At 41.0% G+C, this 18,408-nt stretch carries 19 protein-coding genes; 1 reads left to right on the top strand and 18 read right to left on the bottom strand.

The annotated features are described in order from the left end of the window. Positions 1-40 precede the first annotated feature (40 nt). From JFY49_RS05365 to JFY49_RS05320, 10 genes are all read right to left on the bottom strand, one after another. On the bottom strand, positions 41-625 hold the full coding sequence (locus tag JFY49_RS05365) for a DUF4376 domain-containing protein (RefSeq protein ID WP_227609549.1): 585 nt from the start codon (positions 623-625) through the stop codon (positions 41-43). Continuing rightward, the gene (locus tag JFY49_RS05360) at positions 625-4,494 is read right to left on the bottom strand and encodes a host specificity protein J (protein WP_200224277.1); all 3,870 of its coding nucleotides are present in this window, start codon (positions 4,492-4,494) and stop codon (positions 625-627) included. Before JFY49_RS05360 ends, JFY49_RS05365 begins: the two co-directional genes overlap by 1 nt. A 50-nt stretch (positions 4,495-4,544) precedes the next feature. Continuing rightward, positions 4,545-5,153 (bottom strand): tail assembly protein, encoded by a 609-nt coding sequence (locus JFY49_RS05355; protein WP_200224274.1) that lies wholly within the window; start codon positions 5,151-5,153, stop codon positions 4,545-4,547. Beyond that, positions 5,146-5,892 (bottom strand): C40 family peptidase, encoded by a 747-nt coding sequence (locus JFY49_RS05350; RefSeq protein WP_200224271.1) that lies wholly within the window; start codon positions 5,890-5,892, stop codon positions 5,146-5,148. The genes JFY49_RS05355 and JFY49_RS05350 overlap by 8 nt, the downstream gene beginning before the upstream one ends. Before the next feature lie 126 nt (positions 5,893-6,018). Continuing rightward, entirely contained in the window at positions 6,019-6,807 is a 789-nt protein-coding gene (locus JFY49_RS05345) for a phage minor tail protein L (RefSeq protein ID WP_200224268.1), read from the bottom strand. Beyond that, complete coding sequence (locus tag JFY49_RS05340; RefSeq protein ID WP_200224267.1) at positions 6,791-7,717, bottom strand: phage tail protein; 927 nt, start codon at positions 7,715-7,717, stop codon at positions 6,791-6,793. The genes JFY49_RS05345 and JFY49_RS05340 overlap by 17 nt, the downstream gene beginning before the upstream one ends. Before the next feature lie 51 nt (positions 7,718-7,768). After that, on the bottom strand, positions 7,769-8,110 hold the full coding sequence (locus JFY49_RS05335; RefSeq protein WP_200224264.1) for a phage tail protein: 342 nt from the start codon (positions 8,108-8,110) through the stop codon (positions 7,769-7,771). After that, positions 8,107-11,973: a tape measure protein gene (locus JFY49_RS05330; RefSeq protein WP_200224262.1), complete on the bottom strand. Its 3,867-nt coding sequence runs from the start codon at positions 11,971-11,973 to the stop codon at positions 8,107-8,109. Before JFY49_RS05330 ends, JFY49_RS05335 begins: the two co-directional genes overlap by 4 nt. Before the next feature lie 354 nt (positions 11,974-12,327). Continuing rightward, complete coding sequence (locus JFY49_RS05325; protein ID WP_200224260.1) at positions 12,328-13,230, bottom strand: KilA-N domain-containing protein; 903 nt, start codon at positions 13,228-13,230, stop codon at positions 12,328-12,330. A 74-nt stretch (positions 13,231-13,304) separates the two neighbouring features. Next, positions 13,305-13,469: an Arc family DNA-binding protein gene (locus JFY49_RS05320; RefSeq protein ID WP_200224259.1), complete on the bottom strand. Its 165-nt coding sequence runs from the start codon at positions 13,467-13,469 to the stop codon at positions 13,305-13,307. A 141-nt stretch (positions 13,470-13,610) separates the two neighbouring features. On the opposite strand from JFY49_RS05320, the gene JFY49_RS05315 reads away from it, so the two are divergent. Further along, complete coding sequence (locus JFY49_RS05315; RefSeq protein WP_200224258.1) at positions 13,611-13,865, top strand: Arc family DNA-binding protein; 255 nt, start codon at positions 13,611-13,613, stop codon at positions 13,863-13,865. A 25-nt stretch (positions 13,866-13,890) separates the two neighbouring features. Here JFY49_RS05315 and JFY49_RS05310 read toward each other — a convergent pair whose 3' ends face one another. The 8 genes from JFY49_RS05310 to JFY49_RS05275 form a co-directional block, all read right to left on the bottom strand. After that, positions 13,891-14,232, bottom strand: a complete 342-nt coding sequence (locus JFY49_RS05310; protein WP_227609547.1) for a hypothetical protein — start codon at positions 14,230-14,232, stop codon at positions 13,891-13,893. Next, positions 14,232-14,651 (bottom strand): hypothetical protein, encoded by a 420-nt coding sequence (locus JFY49_RS05305; protein ID WP_200224257.1) that lies wholly within the window; start codon positions 14,649-14,651, stop codon positions 14,232-14,234. The genes JFY49_RS05310 and JFY49_RS05305 overlap by 1 nt, the downstream gene beginning before the upstream one ends. A gap of 295 nt (positions 14,652-14,946) precedes the next feature. After that, the gene (locus JFY49_RS05300) at positions 14,947-15,435 is read right to left on the bottom strand and encodes a hypothetical protein (RefSeq protein WP_200224256.1); all 489 of its coding nucleotides are present in this window, start codon (positions 15,433-15,435) and stop codon (positions 14,947-14,949) included. A 32-nt stretch (positions 15,436-15,467) separates the two neighbouring features. Then, complete coding sequence (locus JFY49_RS05295; RefSeq protein WP_200224255.1) at positions 15,468-16,382, bottom strand: phage tail tube protein; 915 nt, start codon at positions 16,380-16,382, stop codon at positions 15,468-15,470. A gap of 76 nt (positions 16,383-16,458) precedes the next feature. Beyond that, positions 16,459-16,734 (bottom strand): hypothetical protein, encoded by a 276-nt coding sequence (locus tag JFY49_RS05290; protein ID WP_200224254.1) that lies wholly within the window; start codon positions 16,732-16,734, stop codon positions 16,459-16,461. A gap of 2 nt (positions 16,735-16,736) precedes the next feature. Continuing rightward, the gene (locus JFY49_RS05285) at positions 16,737-17,261 is read right to left on the bottom strand and encodes a Rha family transcriptional regulator (RefSeq protein ID WP_200224253.1); all 525 of its coding nucleotides are present in this window, start codon (positions 17,259-17,261) and stop codon (positions 16,737-16,739) included. Positions 17,262-17,412: 151 nt separating this feature from the next. Continuing rightward, positions 17,413-17,826 carry a phage tail terminator-like protein gene (locus JFY49_RS05280; RefSeq protein ID WP_227609545.1) on the bottom strand — a complete coding sequence of 138 codons (414 nt, stop codon included), beginning with the start codon at positions 17,824-17,826 and terminating at the stop codon, positions 17,413-17,415. A gap of 1 nt (position 17,827) precedes the next feature. Further along, positions 17,828-18,394, bottom strand: coding sequence for a GIY-YIG nuclease family protein (locus tag JFY49_RS05275; RefSeq protein WP_200224252.1), 567 nt, complete (start codon positions 18,392-18,394; stop codon positions 17,828-17,830). Positions 18,395-18,408: the final 14 nt, after the last annotated feature.

The following is an 18,408-nucleotide window of genomic DNA, read 5'->3' as shown; positions in this document are numbered from 1 at the left end:
AAAGCACCCGATTGGGTGCTTTGAAAATCTCATTAGTGGTTTATAGCGTTACAGCATCAACATCTTCTTTCGTGGTTGCGGACATTATCGCTTCCCGAGCTGTTCGCCCGCGCTCATGTGCGATTGCGATATGGATTTGTAATGCCTGATAAAGCTGAACCAGTTGCTCTGCAGTGAGATTGACGATTGTATTATCAGCCAAGGTCCATACCTGACTTAAACCAGCGGATGCAGCACCAAGGATTCGTCCTTGTGATACCTGATCTGAATCATATATATTGCCTTCAAACTCAAAGCCTCCAAACTCTAGCTGATCACGCTGTGATTTAATTTCAGACCATTTTTGCTCTTTGATTTCAGCAATTGATCGAGCATCAAGCCAAGTTTTGATTTTAAAATCAAAAATATGATTTTGCGACGGCTGCTCAGGAAGCCGAACAAAGGTCTCTGAAACATGATCGTAAAAACACTGTTCTTCCGGTGGTTGTACATTTAGAAGTACAGTTACAGATGGGTCGATGCTACCTTTCAGAGAGGCAACATCATCATCATCAAATTTACCCTTATAATTGGTAAGCACTTGACCCATTTCCGAAATTAACAACATACTTGTGTAAAATTTCATTATTTTTTCACCCCTAAAGCTAACCACGTTACGGCATTCTGTTTATTTACTACGCATGGGAAACTACTGGAGTTGTAGCCGCCATACACCTTAAAGCGAATAGATACAGTAGGGTTGTCTGTAGTGGACACAAAGTAATGATTCATAACAGTTTCGCTCAAAACATACACAGCGTCCTCATTGTAAATATCACTGCCAGAACTCCATGTTTTACCTCTACCACTCCCGATAAGGCGACTTAATGACTCTCCTACAAATAAGCCGCACATCACATAGCCATTTTGTCCATAGCCGTACTGAACAGCCGCATAAACTTGAGACTGATCGATGGAATTTGGATTTACAGCACCCCGGTTTACAAACAAGTACACAGGCTGACCAGCCTTAATGCCCCATAGGGTAGCTGTGCTGGCGGCTATCCACGTGTTTTGCTCTGCATTAGTGAGCGTTTTGTTCCATGTGGCGGTGTCATTGACATAAATAGGCACAGTTACTGCATTATCTTGAATCTTCAGCGTACTTACTTGAAGATCACCAATCTTAGCTGTGGTAATTGCAGCATCATTAATTTTAGCTGTGGTAATTGCAGCGTTATTAATCTTTGCTGAAGTCACAGCTAAATCATCAATCTGCGCGGATTTTACGGCCAGAACTTTAATATTGGCTGTATCAATCGACGCGTAATCAATAAATGCTGATTTCAGATAAGCACCTACTGGGAATACTGTTCCAGTTAATGGATCTGTGTAAGGCGTATTTCTAAAGATAAATGGGTAATACCCAGCACTATTTCCGCTGCCAATCGCAAATGAATCAAAGTTCAGAATGAAATCCGATTCTTTACCTGTGTTGGTCCCACCCCAACCTGCAACTTTGCCATTTACATCAAGCTTGATGTACTTCTGAGCATACAATCCATTGACAGACAATGAGACTTCTTGAATTGAAGCCAGATTCTCATTCACTTGGGTTTGTACTGTTTCAGTCCGCTGTGCTTGCGATATATCTCCTTCAATTCGCGCAGATTGTTCTGACCACACACCGGCATAGCCTGCTTCACTACCGATCAAATCAGATTCTGATCCGATCATCGGTGGGTTCACCTGGGCAAACACACCATCAATTTTTGATGATAATGCTCCTTGCTCGGTTGTTAAGGTTTCAACTTCTTCAACCACAGCAGCAACTGCTTGATCATTACTGACTTTGTAAATGGTCAACTGATTCAATACGTCCTGATCACCTGACTGGCGTTCAGTACGCTCTTGTGTCAAACCATCTTCAACGTTCTGTACTGCTTGAACAATGTCGGCAATATCACCATCAACGGTATCAATGCGGTCAATCTTGGTTTGCAGGTCTTGATGTAGCTGCGAATCAGTAATCTTGCCCGATAAAATATCCAGCACATCGGAAGCATCCGCTGAAGTGGTCGCATGCGTCCAGTCCGACCAATCGCCAATATTGCCAATCCGATCAATCAATCGAGCTTGATAATATTGGGTTAAATTCGGCTGTAAACCTTGAATCGTATGGGCATTGGTTGGATAGGCAAACTGCCCCAACACCGCAATATTGCTTTGACCATCGGGTGAAACTCGAATCTCGGTATAAGCCGTATCCAAAGCCCCAACCGCTGGAAAGCCCCAGTTCAATTGCATACCAAACAAAATGCCTGTTGCACTGATATAAGCCAGCTTTGGTGGTTTTCCTGCTTTACCTTTCAATGCTGTCAGATTTGAATATGTTGGCAAAGAAGCCACATCATACGCAGACAATGCAATCACACGCGCTTCATAGTTGCCCGCATAAATACCCTGAACTTCTACTGAATTACTGCCTGTGATTGGCAATTTAATCCACGAGCCATCATCTTTGCGCCATTCAACTTGATACTTGGTTGCACCTTGTGCCTGATCCCAAGCAATCACCATTGTTTCAATAGATAATCCTTGTTGAACCATGGTTTCAGATGAAATTAAAACATTGGTGACTGGCGCCTGAACGGTGGGATTAATAATGGAAATCGGACGATCATCAATGAATGCACCAAAATCAATCGCATCATATTTTGCTGATTCATATTGCAAAGCAGTGATTGAGAACTGATGTTTGTCGTCTTGAGTAATACTCATGACGCGAAACTTCATAGTTTTCAAATCTTGTGCATCAACAACCCAGACATTCTGGGCAGCAACAGAATCAAACGCCACTGTGACTGTGATATTGCGACCATTTACGGATGACACGATTCGAGCTTGTGCTTTACCATCTTCACCATTTACAACCAGTCGATCACCTGCACGACACACCACATCGTCACGATCTAAAGTTATAATTTTGCGGTCAGCACTCACAGCAGAAATACGACCGCCATTGGCACGGCCAGCAAAAAGCTCGTCTGCAATTTCAATGACACGGCCCGGCTGTGGAATATAACCATCAAGACCAACTTTAAAAGACACAGTCCGGGTTTCAAGCTGCTCAGATTTTAAAGCCCAAAGACCTGCACGTTGTGCCTGACCCTCAGATGTACAACCCCATGCCTCTAACTCAAGCAGTTTGACTGCACCTCGATCACGTGCAATCGCTGCTTCATCCCGTACAAATACATATTCGGTCTTATAGCGATTTTGTGGGTTATCCCAAGCGACTTTGACTGCATTGTGACGATCACGCGCACGGGTGCCTGAATATTCAAAATGCCCATCAATGACATTGGCGCGAGTGTAAGTGAAATAAGTATCTTGTGGTAAATCAGCATCACATACGATTGAATTGCCGTCCCAATATGAAATCGCACGGAATACGCCTGCTAGTTTGCTTAAAATATCAAAAGCAGATTCAGCACTTTGAATATACACATTGCAGGTAAAACGCGGCTCCTGACCACCTTTGCCGTCTGGCACTAACTGATCGCAGTATTGAGCTAAACGATATAAAGACCATTTATCAATCATTTGCTCGGTTAAACGGTTGCCAAGCGCATATCGCTTATTGGTGCATAGGTCATAGTAAATCCAAGCTGGATTATTACTATAAGCACGTTTAAATGTACCATCCCATATCCCGATGTAAGTTCGGCTTACTGGATCATAGTTGCTTGGCACTCTGATCTTTACACCCTTTAAATCAACTGCGATTTTGGCAATATTCGAGAATGTCTCAGCATCATATTGCACGCCGATCACTGCGGTATTTGGGTATGTAAGTTTAAGATCGATAACTTCAGTAATTGCTTGAATATACATCTTATCGCTGACATATTCAGAGCTTGAGTTCGGTGTTTTACGTGTGACGCGAATCAACCAATTATTATTGGCTTTTGGCAAGCCGATACGGTGAGTACGCTCATAATTTGCTGAAGTTTTTCCTGACATTTTGGTGTCAAGCATTAACTCCCACGCACCACCGTCAGTTTGTACTTCAATCGAGTAATCAATAACAATACCTGAAACATCGCCATTGCTTGGGTCTTGCTTTTTTAAAGCCCCAAAACGCACCCTTACAATCACGGCATCGAGATTAAGATTGGTAATCCCTTTAACCCAAGGCGTATCACTTTTAAGTTCAACTCCAACAGCGGCTTCAGAAGCAATGCTTTCAAAGCCTTCCATGTATGTCTGGTCATTGGTGCCTGAGCGAAAATCTAGGGTGACATCTTGAAAGTTTCTTGCACCACTATCGCTTTCAACTGGTGTGTCATCAAGGAAGATTGATTTAAAGCCATTTGCTAAGCCCTCAACTTCTCCTTCACTCATGCCATACTGTAAGCGTGCATAGGTTTTTGAAGCGGTTGTATCGTTTGCAATTTTGGGTTGTCTTTGGCTTTTGCTACCGCCTTTTGCGCCTTTAATTACTGCGTTCATACTTATCCTTAGACAATAAAAAAGGCGCTCATTGCGCCTGTGTTTTTAAATTATTTCTTTCCACCGCTGCTGCCGCCGCCTGTGTAACCAGCATCCGCAGAGCTAAAAGTATCTACTGCAAATTGACCAGCATTCACAATAAATCCACCGACTTCACGCTGACCATACAGAATCGGAACTGGATTGCCTTGTGCGATAGTGGTGACTGCTCCACCAAAGCCTTTATTAGCCCTGTTTCCGTCTTGGTTTTGATCTTCTGTATCAACCTTAGGGGCAAGCATTTGAGCTATACCACCAATCATCATGCCAATACCCATACCAACGGCCCAATATTGCTGTGTGATAACCCCTACAACAACCATCACCGCGCCAAGAATCGTTTGCAATATTCCATTACCACCCGCCCCAATAACTTTAGGCACGATCTTGATAACTTTGGCGCCAGTCTCAAAGTCGATTTGATCCTCACTGATATTTTCGTCATCTTGAAAGACAGCAAAGGCAAGACCTTGCTCATGAGCTGTTAGCATGAATTTCTCAAAGCCGGGCACTTGTACTGATAGCGCTTTTACAGCTTCACGAGTGCTTTCAACAGCTAGATGAAATTCTTTACCAAACTTCTTTCCCAGTACGCCATATAATTTGATCGTTTTAAGCATTCTTATGCCTCACAATTTTGACAACACGCTCTTGCCATTGTTGCCCAAAGATTTCACGAACAGATTTACGGCCATACGGGTGATGTAGAATCAATGGCCCACCAAAACAACTTGTGCTTTCTTCTGACTTTAATTGCCACTGATCACCAAGCCAAATCACAGCATGATTCGGGTGTTCTGTGCGACCAACATTACACACCAACATGTCACCATACTGAAGTTCTTTGACTTCATAAAATCCAGCTTCATCTAAATTTTCCAAATAAAGGGATTTGTGGTTTTTATCACTCCACCAATCATCTTTACGCTCGAAATCAATCAACTGAATACCCAACTCACGATTATAAAAATCACGAATTATTGAATAGCAATCTTGGTATCCATGGTGGTAATCACGGCCAATGAGTGGCGCTTTATAGCCACATGGTTTATAGACTTGGAAATCTACTTCAGGCCAAGCACAAATTACCCAAGGCTTTTCATGAAGTTCAATTTGCAGTAAATCTAAATCCGAAGCACATGTTGTAGCATTGGGATGTGAATGTACATAGGCTTGAATCTCACCTTGATCTTCAGCATGCGCCAAGTCTTCATGATGAATTTCAAACTGATCTTTATTGTCTGAAATATTGCGACATGGAATATATGTCTTATTCACAATCACACCGCAGCATTCATCTGGATAAACTTCAGCAGCATGCGCCTGGATTGCTTTTTTAAGTTTTGCGGTTAGTTTCATAGAATGCCTCTATTTTTGAGCACTTATCGCATTGATGCTGTATTTGTGGCGGGCATGAAGTTAATACAATTCCAGTGGGCTTAAATACACCACCACATAAACAATATTTTTTATTTAATTTCATTTTTACACCATTGAGGATGCAGGGAATCCACCAAAATGAAGCTCATTCTCTCGACAACGACAGCCTGACGTTCTGTAGTTACATCGATCTAAAGCAGGGTTGTCTGTCGGTTCGTCTTTTTCAGTAAACATTGCAGATCCGATGTAGCCACATTCTTCACTTCGATATTCCCAATTGCAGTAATTTGAGATTTGTCGCGTTGGTATTTTTAGCCCTTCAAAATCCACTGGATTAGAAAGTTCAAACGTCACTTGCTGAGAATTTTCAGAAGTCTTTTGCTCAATGAACCAAATTTGCTCCCGCTTCTCGCTTGGATTAGCTGTGGCATTGCCAGAACTAAAGTTTTCAGCATCCAGATATTTAGCCAGCGTGGTAATGACTTTGAGTTTTGCTCCTGCAAAGTCGCCAAACTGTAAGCAGTAAATAGACACAGCGCCTTGAATGCCGCCAATATTGTTCTCCATGCTTAAAGTTGGCGCTGAAGCTTTACCATCTGAGCGCATCTCAAGACCCGACACTTCAAGCGCCATCGGCTCGAAAGTTTCACCTTGCCAAATGATGTTGCGATACCATGTTTTTGATTCAGCACTTTCAAACACTTCACCAATTAATTGAGCTGTATCCCCGAGCAACCCGTCTGATCCGATATAGCTGTAAATACGCTCCCAATCTTCATAAGAGATATGACCATGAAAACGTAAAATGCCCGCACCTAAAGTACGAGCATCCAGTTCAAACAGCGTGATCAGACCATCTACATAGAGTTTCTGAAAATCACTGTTCAGTGTCATTGTATGACTCCATTACTGTAGCAACCGCTTCAGCCAAACCAGTGGGTTGAAAGTCAGGTGGTGCAATTGGTTCAGGGATTTCGATTTCAGGTTGTGGCAACTCTTGCAAGCGCAAATCAATCCAACGTGTTTCAGGGATATCTAAAGGCGTTTCAGTATCATCTACAATGCGCCCTTTATTATTGAGCATATAGTCATACGTCTTAACACTAATATCGCCATTCTCAAGTTGCTCATAAACCACTGCGACAAGCAGGTTGCCATTAGCATCTTTCGGAGTTTCAATGTACCAACCTTCTTGCGCAAAGCCACTTGAGCCTTTGACTAAATAGTCGCCCACGCCTAGCTTTTCAAACGTAATTTCTTGCTGTTGAGCTTCATCGTTGAGTTCAATTTTATCTGCAAAAAGTTTAACGATAGGTGATGCTGCTTTGATAAAACCGTTTGAATCTACAGTTGTATTATGCTGATTCCATATCTTTGCTTCAGATGACCAGCCTGACTCAGTTCTAATACGTGCTTTCAACTTGGATAAAGTCGCATCACCCATTGGCGCTCCCAGTTGCCACCTGTACACATCTTGTCCTGAGTGCATGATATTTAAAAATGCACAATAAGCCATATCATCGTGATTAAGTGTATGAAAAAAGCCTGACTGTTTTACATCGGCTGGTTGTGTAACAAAGGGCGATAAACCACCCAACCCAAACGCCCCAACCTCCATCACATTGCCCGCTTGAGTGCCTGTATTTTTAAAAGCAGCAGTACCCAATTTATTTAAATTGGCTCCATCGCCGAGATAGTTATAAATCTCATCATCATTCGCCTGTAGTTTTGCGGAACCAGTTCTAAAAGTATCACCACCAGCACCAGTTGGTGCTGTGCCTTGATTAATTGTTTGCTTAGCCATAATTTACGCCCACAAAAAAGCCCTCGATTGAGGGCATAAAATTGATTAGAGTTAAGGTTTGAAATCTTGTGTAAAGGTTGTGGAAATTGACCATATTTCACCGCCTAAGCAAACGGGCATGTAATCCCCCGCAACCACACGAACTTCTCCATCCAAAGGCGAATCCCAAAGAAACGAATCCGCCCCCTTGTGGTCATCAAAAAAGGCCTTAATCTCTTGTATCAAAGCCTTCTTGCCAGTTTTTTTGTATGCCCATGTGCCTGACCTGTTGTTAATCCCAACGCTTGTTCGCTGTGTATATCCATCGCCAAAACTGGACTGAAGGACTTTAAAGCTTGAAGTTTGAGAGTTGCCATCTAGGTCATTACACCATGTGAATTTTTGATTGCTCATTTAGATAACAGACCTCCTTGGCGTTGCTCTCTGCGAATCACAGCTCGAACTGCATTACCAATCATCTGGCCAAGTTGCTTCTGATCCGACTGGTTTGATTGGGTAGAAACGCCTGAATCAGTGACAGTGACTTGTATGTGAACATCACCCCCACCATTCTTTTGATTAGCAATCATGCCCTTCAAATCAGCATTGGTTCGACTATCAACAACGCGCTCACCTTTATCTAAAAGCCATGTGCCTTCTTTTGGAATGTTGTCTATGCCGTCGTGAGCCATGCCTGAAAGCACAACGCCTTGAATGGCTGACATTAGGTCATTAGTCTGGATAACTGTAGCTGCGGCAGCAGCCATTTTAGACCAGATAGTTGTATTGGATGGGTCATTCCATGCGGCCATGACTGCGCCTTTCGCATTCAATAAAGCACTCGATAATACAAATGCTTTTTGCAATGCAAATGCAATTCTATAAGATGCTGAAGACTTTTCTCCATACGCATCAAGCATAGAACCAACCATCCCAAACATAGCGCCATAACCAGCTAAGGTTGCAGCCTGTTGTTGCTGACGTAACATGGCTTCATCTTGAGCTGCTTTTTGCTTAATTGCTAACAATTGAGACTGATATTGTCTTTCCGCTTCAAGCAGCATTTCTTTACGGGTTTTATCGTCATTTACATACTGCCCATTGTCACCTTTTGTGTTAGCCTCTTTTTGAGCGTTTTGGTAGTCATCCCAAGCATTCCCAGTTGAAGTGCTGTAATCATCCTGTAGCTGCCAAGTAGCAAGTCTGGGTGATGACATTGTATTTTTTGCCGTTGCCTCTATTGCTAATCTTTGCAACTCGCCTGTCTGATTTTGCAGCCCTACCTTGAACTCAATAAGCTTTTTCTCTTGAAGTTTTTTATAGGCCTCCAATTCATAAGCCAACTGCTCATCCAAAGCCTGCTTAACCAAAGCTTTTTGCTTATCGGAATACTGCCCTTCCGCAGTAAGTCGCTGAATATTAATATCATGTGTATTCTGAAGTTTCTGGTCCTCAGTCCACCTATATGAATTAAGTTCTGCATCCAATTGCAGTCGAGAAATTTCATCCTGAGCTGCATAACGCTCTTTGATTTTTGGAATTAGATCGGCCTGACCTGTTTGCTGTGCTAGATTAATTTCTTCGTTACGAGCCTTAGTTCGCTTCGCTTGCTCACTTTCATATTGATCTTGCAGGTTTAAACCCTGCTTAACCAACTCTAATCGCGCTCTAATTTGCTCTTCATAAGCCCTATCACTATCACCATCAGACAAGCCACCTTTGCCGATACCACCAGCAATGATGTCGGAATAACGTGAAACCTTGCCAACATACTCTGATACTTCTTTATTTCTTATCTTGCTTCCTGATACCTTGCCTGTTTTTATGAACTGCTCTGCACCCGCTACCCCTGCATTATGGGAAAGTATTGCCTGAGCCAAGTTACCTGTTTTTTCATAAACCTTGGCAAGATTATCAATTACAACTCGACCAGTTTTTTCAAGATTATAACTATCAGCAACTGACAAGTTATTTTGCTTTCTATATGCGCTAGTTGTTTGCCAATAACCTATTGCGCCAGTATCACTTTTAGCCCCCTTAATTCCACCAGATTCCTGAGCCAATAAGCCTGCAATCACGCTTGATGGTATGCCTTTACTTTCTGCATACTTTCCCAAACCACTCGATTCAACCAAAGCAGCAGAGCGTTTTGCTACTTCCAATTCAGCTTGTGTGATTTTAAGCTTCTTCTCGCCTTCCTTGTTTTGCTTTTTCTTTGATTCAGCTATCTCATCCTCTTTATCCTTAACCGCATCAAGAGCTTTTTGAGCTTGAGCAATTTTATTAATCTCTTCGGTGGTAACGATTGCAGTCGCACCATCGCCAAGTGCTTTTTGCTTGGCCTCCTGAAGCTTATTAATCTCATCGATAACTTCCTTGGAATAACCCAAGTTCATATATGCGAGACGCTCATTTGCGGTTAGAACATCATTGCGTAAGCTGTCAAAGTAATCTTTTTGTGCCTTTGAAGCATCCCGTGCAGCAGTTTCATTGTTTTTTAACTCTTTTGTATTTCCAGCTACTTTAGTTGCTGCATTTTGTGCAGCATTACCAGCTAGGGTCGTCTTTTCACCATAAACAAATAACGCATCTGATGTTTTCTTGGTTTTTACAACCTGCTCGTCATACTTGGTATTAAGGTTTGTTACCTCCTTAATTTGCTCAGGTTTAACAAAGTAGAGTTTGTTAATCTCCTTGATTGCATCAGCCTGACTTATTTGTCCAGCACGAACCTTGTCGCTAATCTCTCGTATTTTATCAAGTGACTCATAAGCAACATTATTCTGGGTTGCGTATGTACGAATATCATTAACAGCAGCATTAAACTGAGAATTTAGAGTTTCTAATTCCTTGTTTTGTGCTTTAAATGACTCCTCTAAATCACTTTTCGCTGCTCGTTTTTGAGCGCCATCTAAAGCAAGCAATTCTTGGGTTGTTTTATTTGCAACTTTACCTTGTTCTTCAAGCTTTGCATTCGCATCAGCTGCTTTATTGCTGAAATACATATATCCAGCCGCAAGAGCTGTTACACCAATTGTAAGCGCACCCACTGGACCACCAACCAATCCAAGAATTGCAGCACCACGTGAACGAGAGGCATTAAGTGCATTTTCAGCTGCTGTTTGTGTGGCTGTTGCTGATGTGGTTTGCTTTTGGGCTATTGCTAAAGCGACTTCAGCCTGAGTTAAGCGCATGGTTGCTGCTGCACGCTCTTGGCGTGTAATTGCACTATTTAACTCTTGTCGAGCTAAGCTAACCTCAGTTAAGGCTAATGCAGCCACTTGGCGTGTCCGCTGTACTTCTAATGCGGCCAAGTTGATTTGACTCTGAATTACTACTTGCTCTGCTGCACGACGCTCTAAAGATTTTGCAATATACCCTTGAATAGCAACTACTTGAGAAAGAATAGTCTTTGTGAGTAATGCAACACCGCCAACCATCGCAATGCCAGCAATATCATTAAAGTTGCTTGCCAGCACTTGAATGCTGCTAGATAAAATAGATGCTGCACCAGAGGCCTTTCCGGTCTCACCTGTAAATTTAGTAACTTCGTTTGAAAGTACAGTAAGTGACTGCCCAATAGTGACATCAGTCTTGTTATACAACTCATCAACACTTTCACCAGCTTTCAAAAGTGCCTTCGTAATAACCTCGCCAGTCAGCTTCCCATCAAGCATCATTTGGCGTAATTCACCACGAGTAACACCTAAGCCTTTTGCCATTGCATTAAGCAAACCACCAGCACCATCAACCAAGCTGTTATATTCTTCAGCGCGTAAAATATTGCCATCAAGCGCTTGACCGTACTGAAATAAAGCTCCTGCCGCTGACTCTGTGGTTGATCCGCTGATTGCCACAGCTTTAGAGGTAATTTCAGTTAATCGTGCTGTTTGTTCTTGAGTTAAATTTAAGGTTTTTGCATTTGACATGTATTTCGAATAAACATCATTTACAGCACCCCATGAAGATGCAGATTTTTGAGCAATAGCAAAAGTATCTTGCATTGCTTGATTGAGTTCTTCTTGAGACTCAGTGACAAGCTTTAATTTGTTGCTAATCCCTGTATAAGCATCCATTTTATTAATGGCTGCACCTACCGTCACAATGCCAGCCATATATCCTGCAAGTTGACGAGCAGAACTAGACATTGAATCCATTGATTTAGTGGCGAAATCACCATTTCTTTCAATGCTAACCAGTTCTCTATTAAGAGCCTCGGCATTCCGCTTTGCTTCTCGTGAATCAATGGTAATTCGCAATACAGATTCTTGACTCATCTCACTTTCCTATAGGCATAAAAAAAGCGCATCTAGGCGCGCAGACAATAAAAAACCGACATCTTATTGGGTCGGCTTACATTTTCCAAATATATGTACAAACGATTATTGTTAAGAGAATTGCTATAAATCGCCATGCTTACATTTTTCGTAACTCCATTAGACATAAATTAGCCAATTTGATAAAATCATCCATACGAAATGTTTTTCCTCTTTACTTCGCGGTTGAGTGGAATCAAAAAACCCCGGTGCGCTAACACTGGGGTTTTTCTTTGGGTATTAAAAAAGCCCGCGATATGCGAGCTAAAAATTCTGGGTATTAAAAAACCGCCACTGGGGCGGTTCTTGTTTTATTTAACCTTGTCGCTGCATATATCGACCAATCTGAAGCACATCACTTCCATAGAGTGTATTAAGCACACCATCAAAGTGCTTGGTAAATTCTTTCACATTAAATGGATAGTAGCCATGAGGTAAAGGCATTACAGATAGCATGCCATCCCGTGCATTCACAAACCATGAGTCGTATTTACCACCGTTGAATTCGTTATTGATCTGCTGTGCCACTTGAATAACTTCTTGCGGATAAGGTAAAGCTTTCACTTCCTGCTTTTCTGCTTTTGGCTTAACTTCCATTTCAAGCAGATATTTGATCGCATCCTCGAAATGTATTGCCAGTAACTCATGGTAAGAGTTAATTCTGAAATGGCGGTTATGTCGTGTCCATATCTGCGGACGCAATCCATCATTGCCATTCGCCTTGTGGTCTACAATTTTTTGCAAAGTATCTTTCTGCTCAGGTGTAATTACTTGGCGAGAATTAACTTTGGTTTGCATCACCATCGCATCATAAGCGCGAATTACCATCAAATGAAATTTTGCAGAAATCCACATTGCGTATGAGTAGACCAGCTCTTTGACAACGTATGTGCCTTTACTATTACCACCATTGATTACTTTCACAGCACTATGAGAATTCTCATAGTGGTTATTTTTTGAACTATGCGAATTTGCAGAGTTTACATTTTTTGATGCCGGGTTTCCGACATCATAATTTTCACTCTCAATAACCGTAATCAAATCTTTGGTCTGTTGGTTACGAAGAAAGTAAGCAGGAAAATGTTTTTTATCATCACCGCTAGCCTTGTGAAGATCATTGAGACTGTATCGACCATCCTCATCCTGACGAATAGTAAATTCACCAATTACCAACGGTTGATTGTTTGGGTTTGCGAAGTTTTGTGTTAAATTACTCATAGTTAATATTCCTGTGTTAACAACATTGAAGCCCTATCCGCCAAGATCATGGGCTTTTTTGTTGTCTATTGATTTCATGCTTTCGCTTCGTTTTGTTTCGCTCTTGCTTCCAACCATTCTTCAATGATCATATTCATCTGAGCTGTTATGGTTCTGCGTTCTTTTTGAGTTTCCTCTTTAAAACGCTCTAAAGTTTTTTCAGGTATACGCACATTTACCTGTGGGTCTTGTCTTGCCATTTCATAATCCTTATAGCATGTGATTGAAAACAACATCACAATCACATTAAAGCAGGTGCTTTATTTGGTGTCAATATTTTTGACTATTTATTTATAGCACTCTATAGTTTGTCTAAATGAATATAATGGTCAAACGGAACAATGGCTCGTACAGATCCTCAAGTAAACTTTAGAATCCCTGCCGAACTTAAGGATAAATTGGATAATGCTGCCAAAGAAAATGGCCGCACACTCACTGCTGAGTTAATCCTTCGCTTAGAAATGACATTTGAGCAAGATGATAAGATGCAAGACCTTTTAGCTCGTGTTGCTAGGCTTGAAGATGATGTTGCTGCTCTGGAGGATGATCAGGTTAATAATGATCGTAGGCTTAATAACCTTGAGGGTAGATATTAAAAAAGCACCCTAAGGTGCTTTTCTTTTACTCATACATACTTATACAACCTAAATAATACTTTGCTGAAAACTCATTTAGCTGATCTTCCTTTATTGAAGGGGTTGAATAGCTTGGTTGTTCATAAGCATCACGGATGATCAAGCTAACAATCTTATGCATATTTTTATCTGGATTCTGCTTAAGTGCTGAATCATTTGCCTCTAAAGCTTTAATCAATGGCAAACCATTTTGCTTTTGCTTCATGATTGTATTTGCCATTTCCATGTACATCCGACAATTCTTTTCATGGTTAGCATTGCTTGTGTTTTTTGCATAAGCACCCAAGGATAAGCACATCAAACTCCCTGCAATTAATATATTTTTCATTATTTGATCCTTGTTAGGCGTAAATTAAAGTCTGATGGTACAAGTATGCGGTACTCAACTTCTGCGTTAGGCTTCATCTCTGCCTCTTGCGAAGTTGCAACATTTGGGCACATTCCCCCGCCTGTTTCTAGTCTAAAGATATAATAATCAGGTCTTAGGTATATAACAGCCTTTTCATTAGATCGTATTGAGAAAATTTTTATATTATTAGCGTAAATATCATGAGTACATCCAGAGCCTAAAAAACCCTTATCTCGCAAAAAAGTTACCTTAGTCTGATCTTCCGATTTTCTTACAAAATAATCAGAATCAACCATTCGACTTTCAGGAACCATTGCGGTTTGATTGCTATTTACGGGACTGGTTGAGCAACCCACAAAAAGAATACTTAAAATACCCATAAATAATAATTTTTTCATGTGAATACCCTCTTATAAGCAATCACAAGATACTAATTTATCAGTTAAAAAGAAACCAACTATTTGTTGGCTTCCTTCAGAAACTCATTATCCAAAGCATACATACAATCAATAAATAAACCCTTATCTATGTCACACCCAAACAAATCAAAGTAGGTTTGAATGTCATGCAGTGTTATTTCTCGATATATCGCACTATGTTGCAGTGGAATGAGTTTTCTGCTTTTTGAGATGTAATTGAATGCCCTGATTAAATAGCTGGCTGTAAAGCTGCGTTCAATCTGTGGTGGTGCTTTTATTTCGAGCTTTTTGTAGACTTCTTCTGTCTTTTCTGGTGCCCATTTGATGTTTCTTTGTCGATAGTGCTCAAGGACTTTCCCACCTCTTCATCAGCCGTTTTATTTTTCTCAATACGCAGCTCTTTGGATTTGTTTAAACAAAATAAAACCAGCTCAAGTGATGCCTTGGTGCTTGTACATAACAATTCAGCATTTTGCTGGCTATACTCAATAGGCTGTTTGGTTTTTTTATCTTCAAAACCCGACCACCCTAAAATCAAGTGAGACACCGCACGATTAAAAGCCAGCCGAGACTCTAATGCCGACTCATCTGTGATGCTTTTAATGCCGTACAGCTCGCGATCTATCTGAATATTGTTTAATTCTAGTGCTCGGTTAAATGATGGTTTATCGGCATCAGCAATTAACAGTTTTGCACCATCTTTAAAGTCGAACCAGCGCTGTGTATATTCAGCCACTTCTTTAGGCTCAATTTCAATTTCCATTTAATTCTCCAAAAAGCCCCGAAGGGCTTGCATTAAGGGCCGACAACTACTGGGATGCGGGTCAAGGTTGGTGCTGTATCTGCAATACTAAATGAGAATTGAGTTTGCAGAACATCCGTAGCACTACCGCTTGGTAATGGTGCAGTTAATTGCAGTTTTGGTAGGAGCAAGGTGTATTTATTCCCATCCGAGTCTTTCAGTGAGTATTGCAGGCCGATCGTTTCGTTTAAGAATTGCTTTTCGTACAATTCAGCAGTGTTGCTTGACCATGCAATTGTGATATTGCCTGTACCCTTTAGGACTGATTCAAGCACTGCACTGATATTATTTTCATAATTCAGGCATTTCTGAACCTGCATCGAGTTATCAATGGTCAATTCTAGTTGGGTTGCACACATTCCAGGTTTGACTTGATCATCAATCAAGATGTCACCAGCAGAAAGTGATGTGAATTGAATCGCATCTACAGCATCTGTTACCACACCAGTAGGCATTGCTTGATATGCTGTGCGCTTCATTCCCATGATTGAGAATTTTGAAGTCACAATGCCACTTTCAGGAATTGATAGTGACCATTGATTTAAGTGGCATCCCGTAAATACTTGATAGTTCCCGATGTCCTTAAATCCACGAATCACTGACAATGTTTTGCGAGTTGTTCCACCAAAAGTTAATACGTTATTGCTCCACGCATTAAAGGCAACCGCTTCAAGTAGGTCATCTTGAATGCCATAGGCAAATTCTGTTTCAATATCTCCTTTTGCTTCAATACCAGTCACTAATGTTCCTGATGCAATGCGGCTATCTTTGATTGATCCTGACTCAGTTGTTTGTGCTGTTGCATCTAAACTATTTGAAGTAAAGGCTAGTGTTTTCCAGTTTGCAGCAATTGTTCCTGGTGCTGACTCAACACCGTAGAGCGTTACCTGTTTAGCGCCCGAACTCATGGTTTTCTCCTATTCTAGGCAATAAAAAACCACCTTTCGGTGGCATTGAAATAATTAACCCCGCACTTGGCGGGGTTTAATGTTGGTTAGAATCTATGGTTTCACCCTGTATGCCTTGGCATAATTTCAAGATACTTTCAGCATGTAATGTGATATGTCTGTGATTTGGTCTTGTTCGCTCAATATCAATGCCAATTAAAATGGCTGCTTGAATATTCTTCTGCCAATTTCCTGTGTCTGCTACTGGCTCTATTGAACAAAATATATAGCTATCATCGCCAATATTAATGTCAGCATAATTTTCTTCGTCTGTGCTTGGTCGACACTCTGCAACCACATAAGCAATATTCATGATTAAACCCCGCCAGCAAATGGCAATGACGGCTGCAATTCACTTTCTAATTGCGCTATCTCATCATCAAGCGGATGCTTTTCATGTTTCCACACATTCATGTCTCTGGCTGAGCAACTAACTTGCTGTTTGCGATTTTCGCGATAACCGACAATATGATTATATCTAGCCCATTTAGATTGAAAGATTTGGGTTAATTGGCTTGCCATCCAGTTGAAGGCATCAATAAATTGCTCTTTTACTGCATCAGCCTTCTCGCCATTAAAGCCCATCACCAGAAACATCCACCCATCTTTAGTCATTTGATAAAATTTTCTAGGCTTTCCGTTCTGTAACTTGTTGTTTTCAAAGCAAAGCGCAAAATTGCGTTCACGGAATTTCTGTGAGCACTTCATATTTTTAATTGCTCGAAGCACATCAGAGTGTCTTTTTTTGAATGCTTCTGCTACTGCATAACTGGTTGTCTTTGGTTCACCATTTTCATTTGAGACCATGGCGCGTAAATTTAATGTTGTCATCATATTCATGACTTTCTCCTAACCATATTCAAAAAAAAGAAACTGGCAGGCACGCTGAATATGGAAACGTGCTTTTCGAACCGTCGCTCTAGCCAGTGGTTTGCCTGAAAACAGGCATAAAAAAACCGCCCAATAAGGACGGTTTAATTAAGGGTTTAAGCTAGTTCACTCGGAACTCAGCTCTAATTATTTTTGCGTAAAAATCTTGGTCATCCATGCTTTGTGGTGCGTGGACTTTGTAGACTTCAAGATGAGATACACCGAATGATTGCAGTAATTCGCGCCACTGGTCACACAATGCGGTCATAGCAAGTGTTCCATTGCTCTTTGGTGTAAAGCACTGAATTGAAATCATGCCGTAATCACGGATACACGGGCCATCACCAATAGATGCCATTTGGCTGTCAGCGTACTGTATAGAAACCTTACACCACGGCTTGTTTGTTGGTGCTTTAAATGGTTGCCCATTATTTAAAAGTTGATTTTCAATGCGCAGATTTGCTTTTTCCACACCGGTGAATTGACCAATTTTTTTATAAATTTCAGTTTCAGCTTGAGATAAGGACATGCTCATGTTATGCCACCAATTGAATTTGAGTATCTGCTTCAAGCTGCTTTAACAGCCCTATCACAGGTTTAGTTATCTTGTTAAAACACTCGGTGTGTCCACCAAAAATTATCCTTGGACTGTATTTGTATCTTTTTAATAAACCATGGATTCTTTTTTCCAAATCCCAAATGTAGCCAGCATCACCCTGCACGACATGAACCAGCGCAACCGAGTAGCCTTTTACTTTCCTAAATCGCTCTTTAATGGTTTCTTTAGTGATGCCTATTTTGTAAAAAACCTCACCATTTCCTTTCATTTGAATTAGGTATAACGAGCTTTTCCCGTCTGAGTATTTTTTACATAGATTTATGTACTTTCCTCTTGAATAGGTATCTTTGTTTTCATTTGCACAATCAGGGCATCCGTTTCCACCCTTATGATTATGCGGGGTTTGTTTAAAAATACCATGCTCTCTGCAAATAATATCTACATGAACAAAAGCCCCTTTATATTTGACAAGCGAATAGTCATACCTATCACCATGCGCTTTTATAAATTCAGCCTTTGTACACGACAAAAAAAGATAACTCATTGAAATAATGGCAT

The organism is Acinetobacter sp. CS-2 (assembly GCF_016599715.1).
Taxonomy (GTDB): domain Bacteria; phylum Pseudomonadota; class Gammaproteobacteria; order Pseudomonadales; family Moraxellaceae; genus Acinetobacter.
The sequence above is the reverse complement of the archived record's forward strand: the minus strand, read 5'-3'. Positions and strand labels throughout refer to the sequence as shown.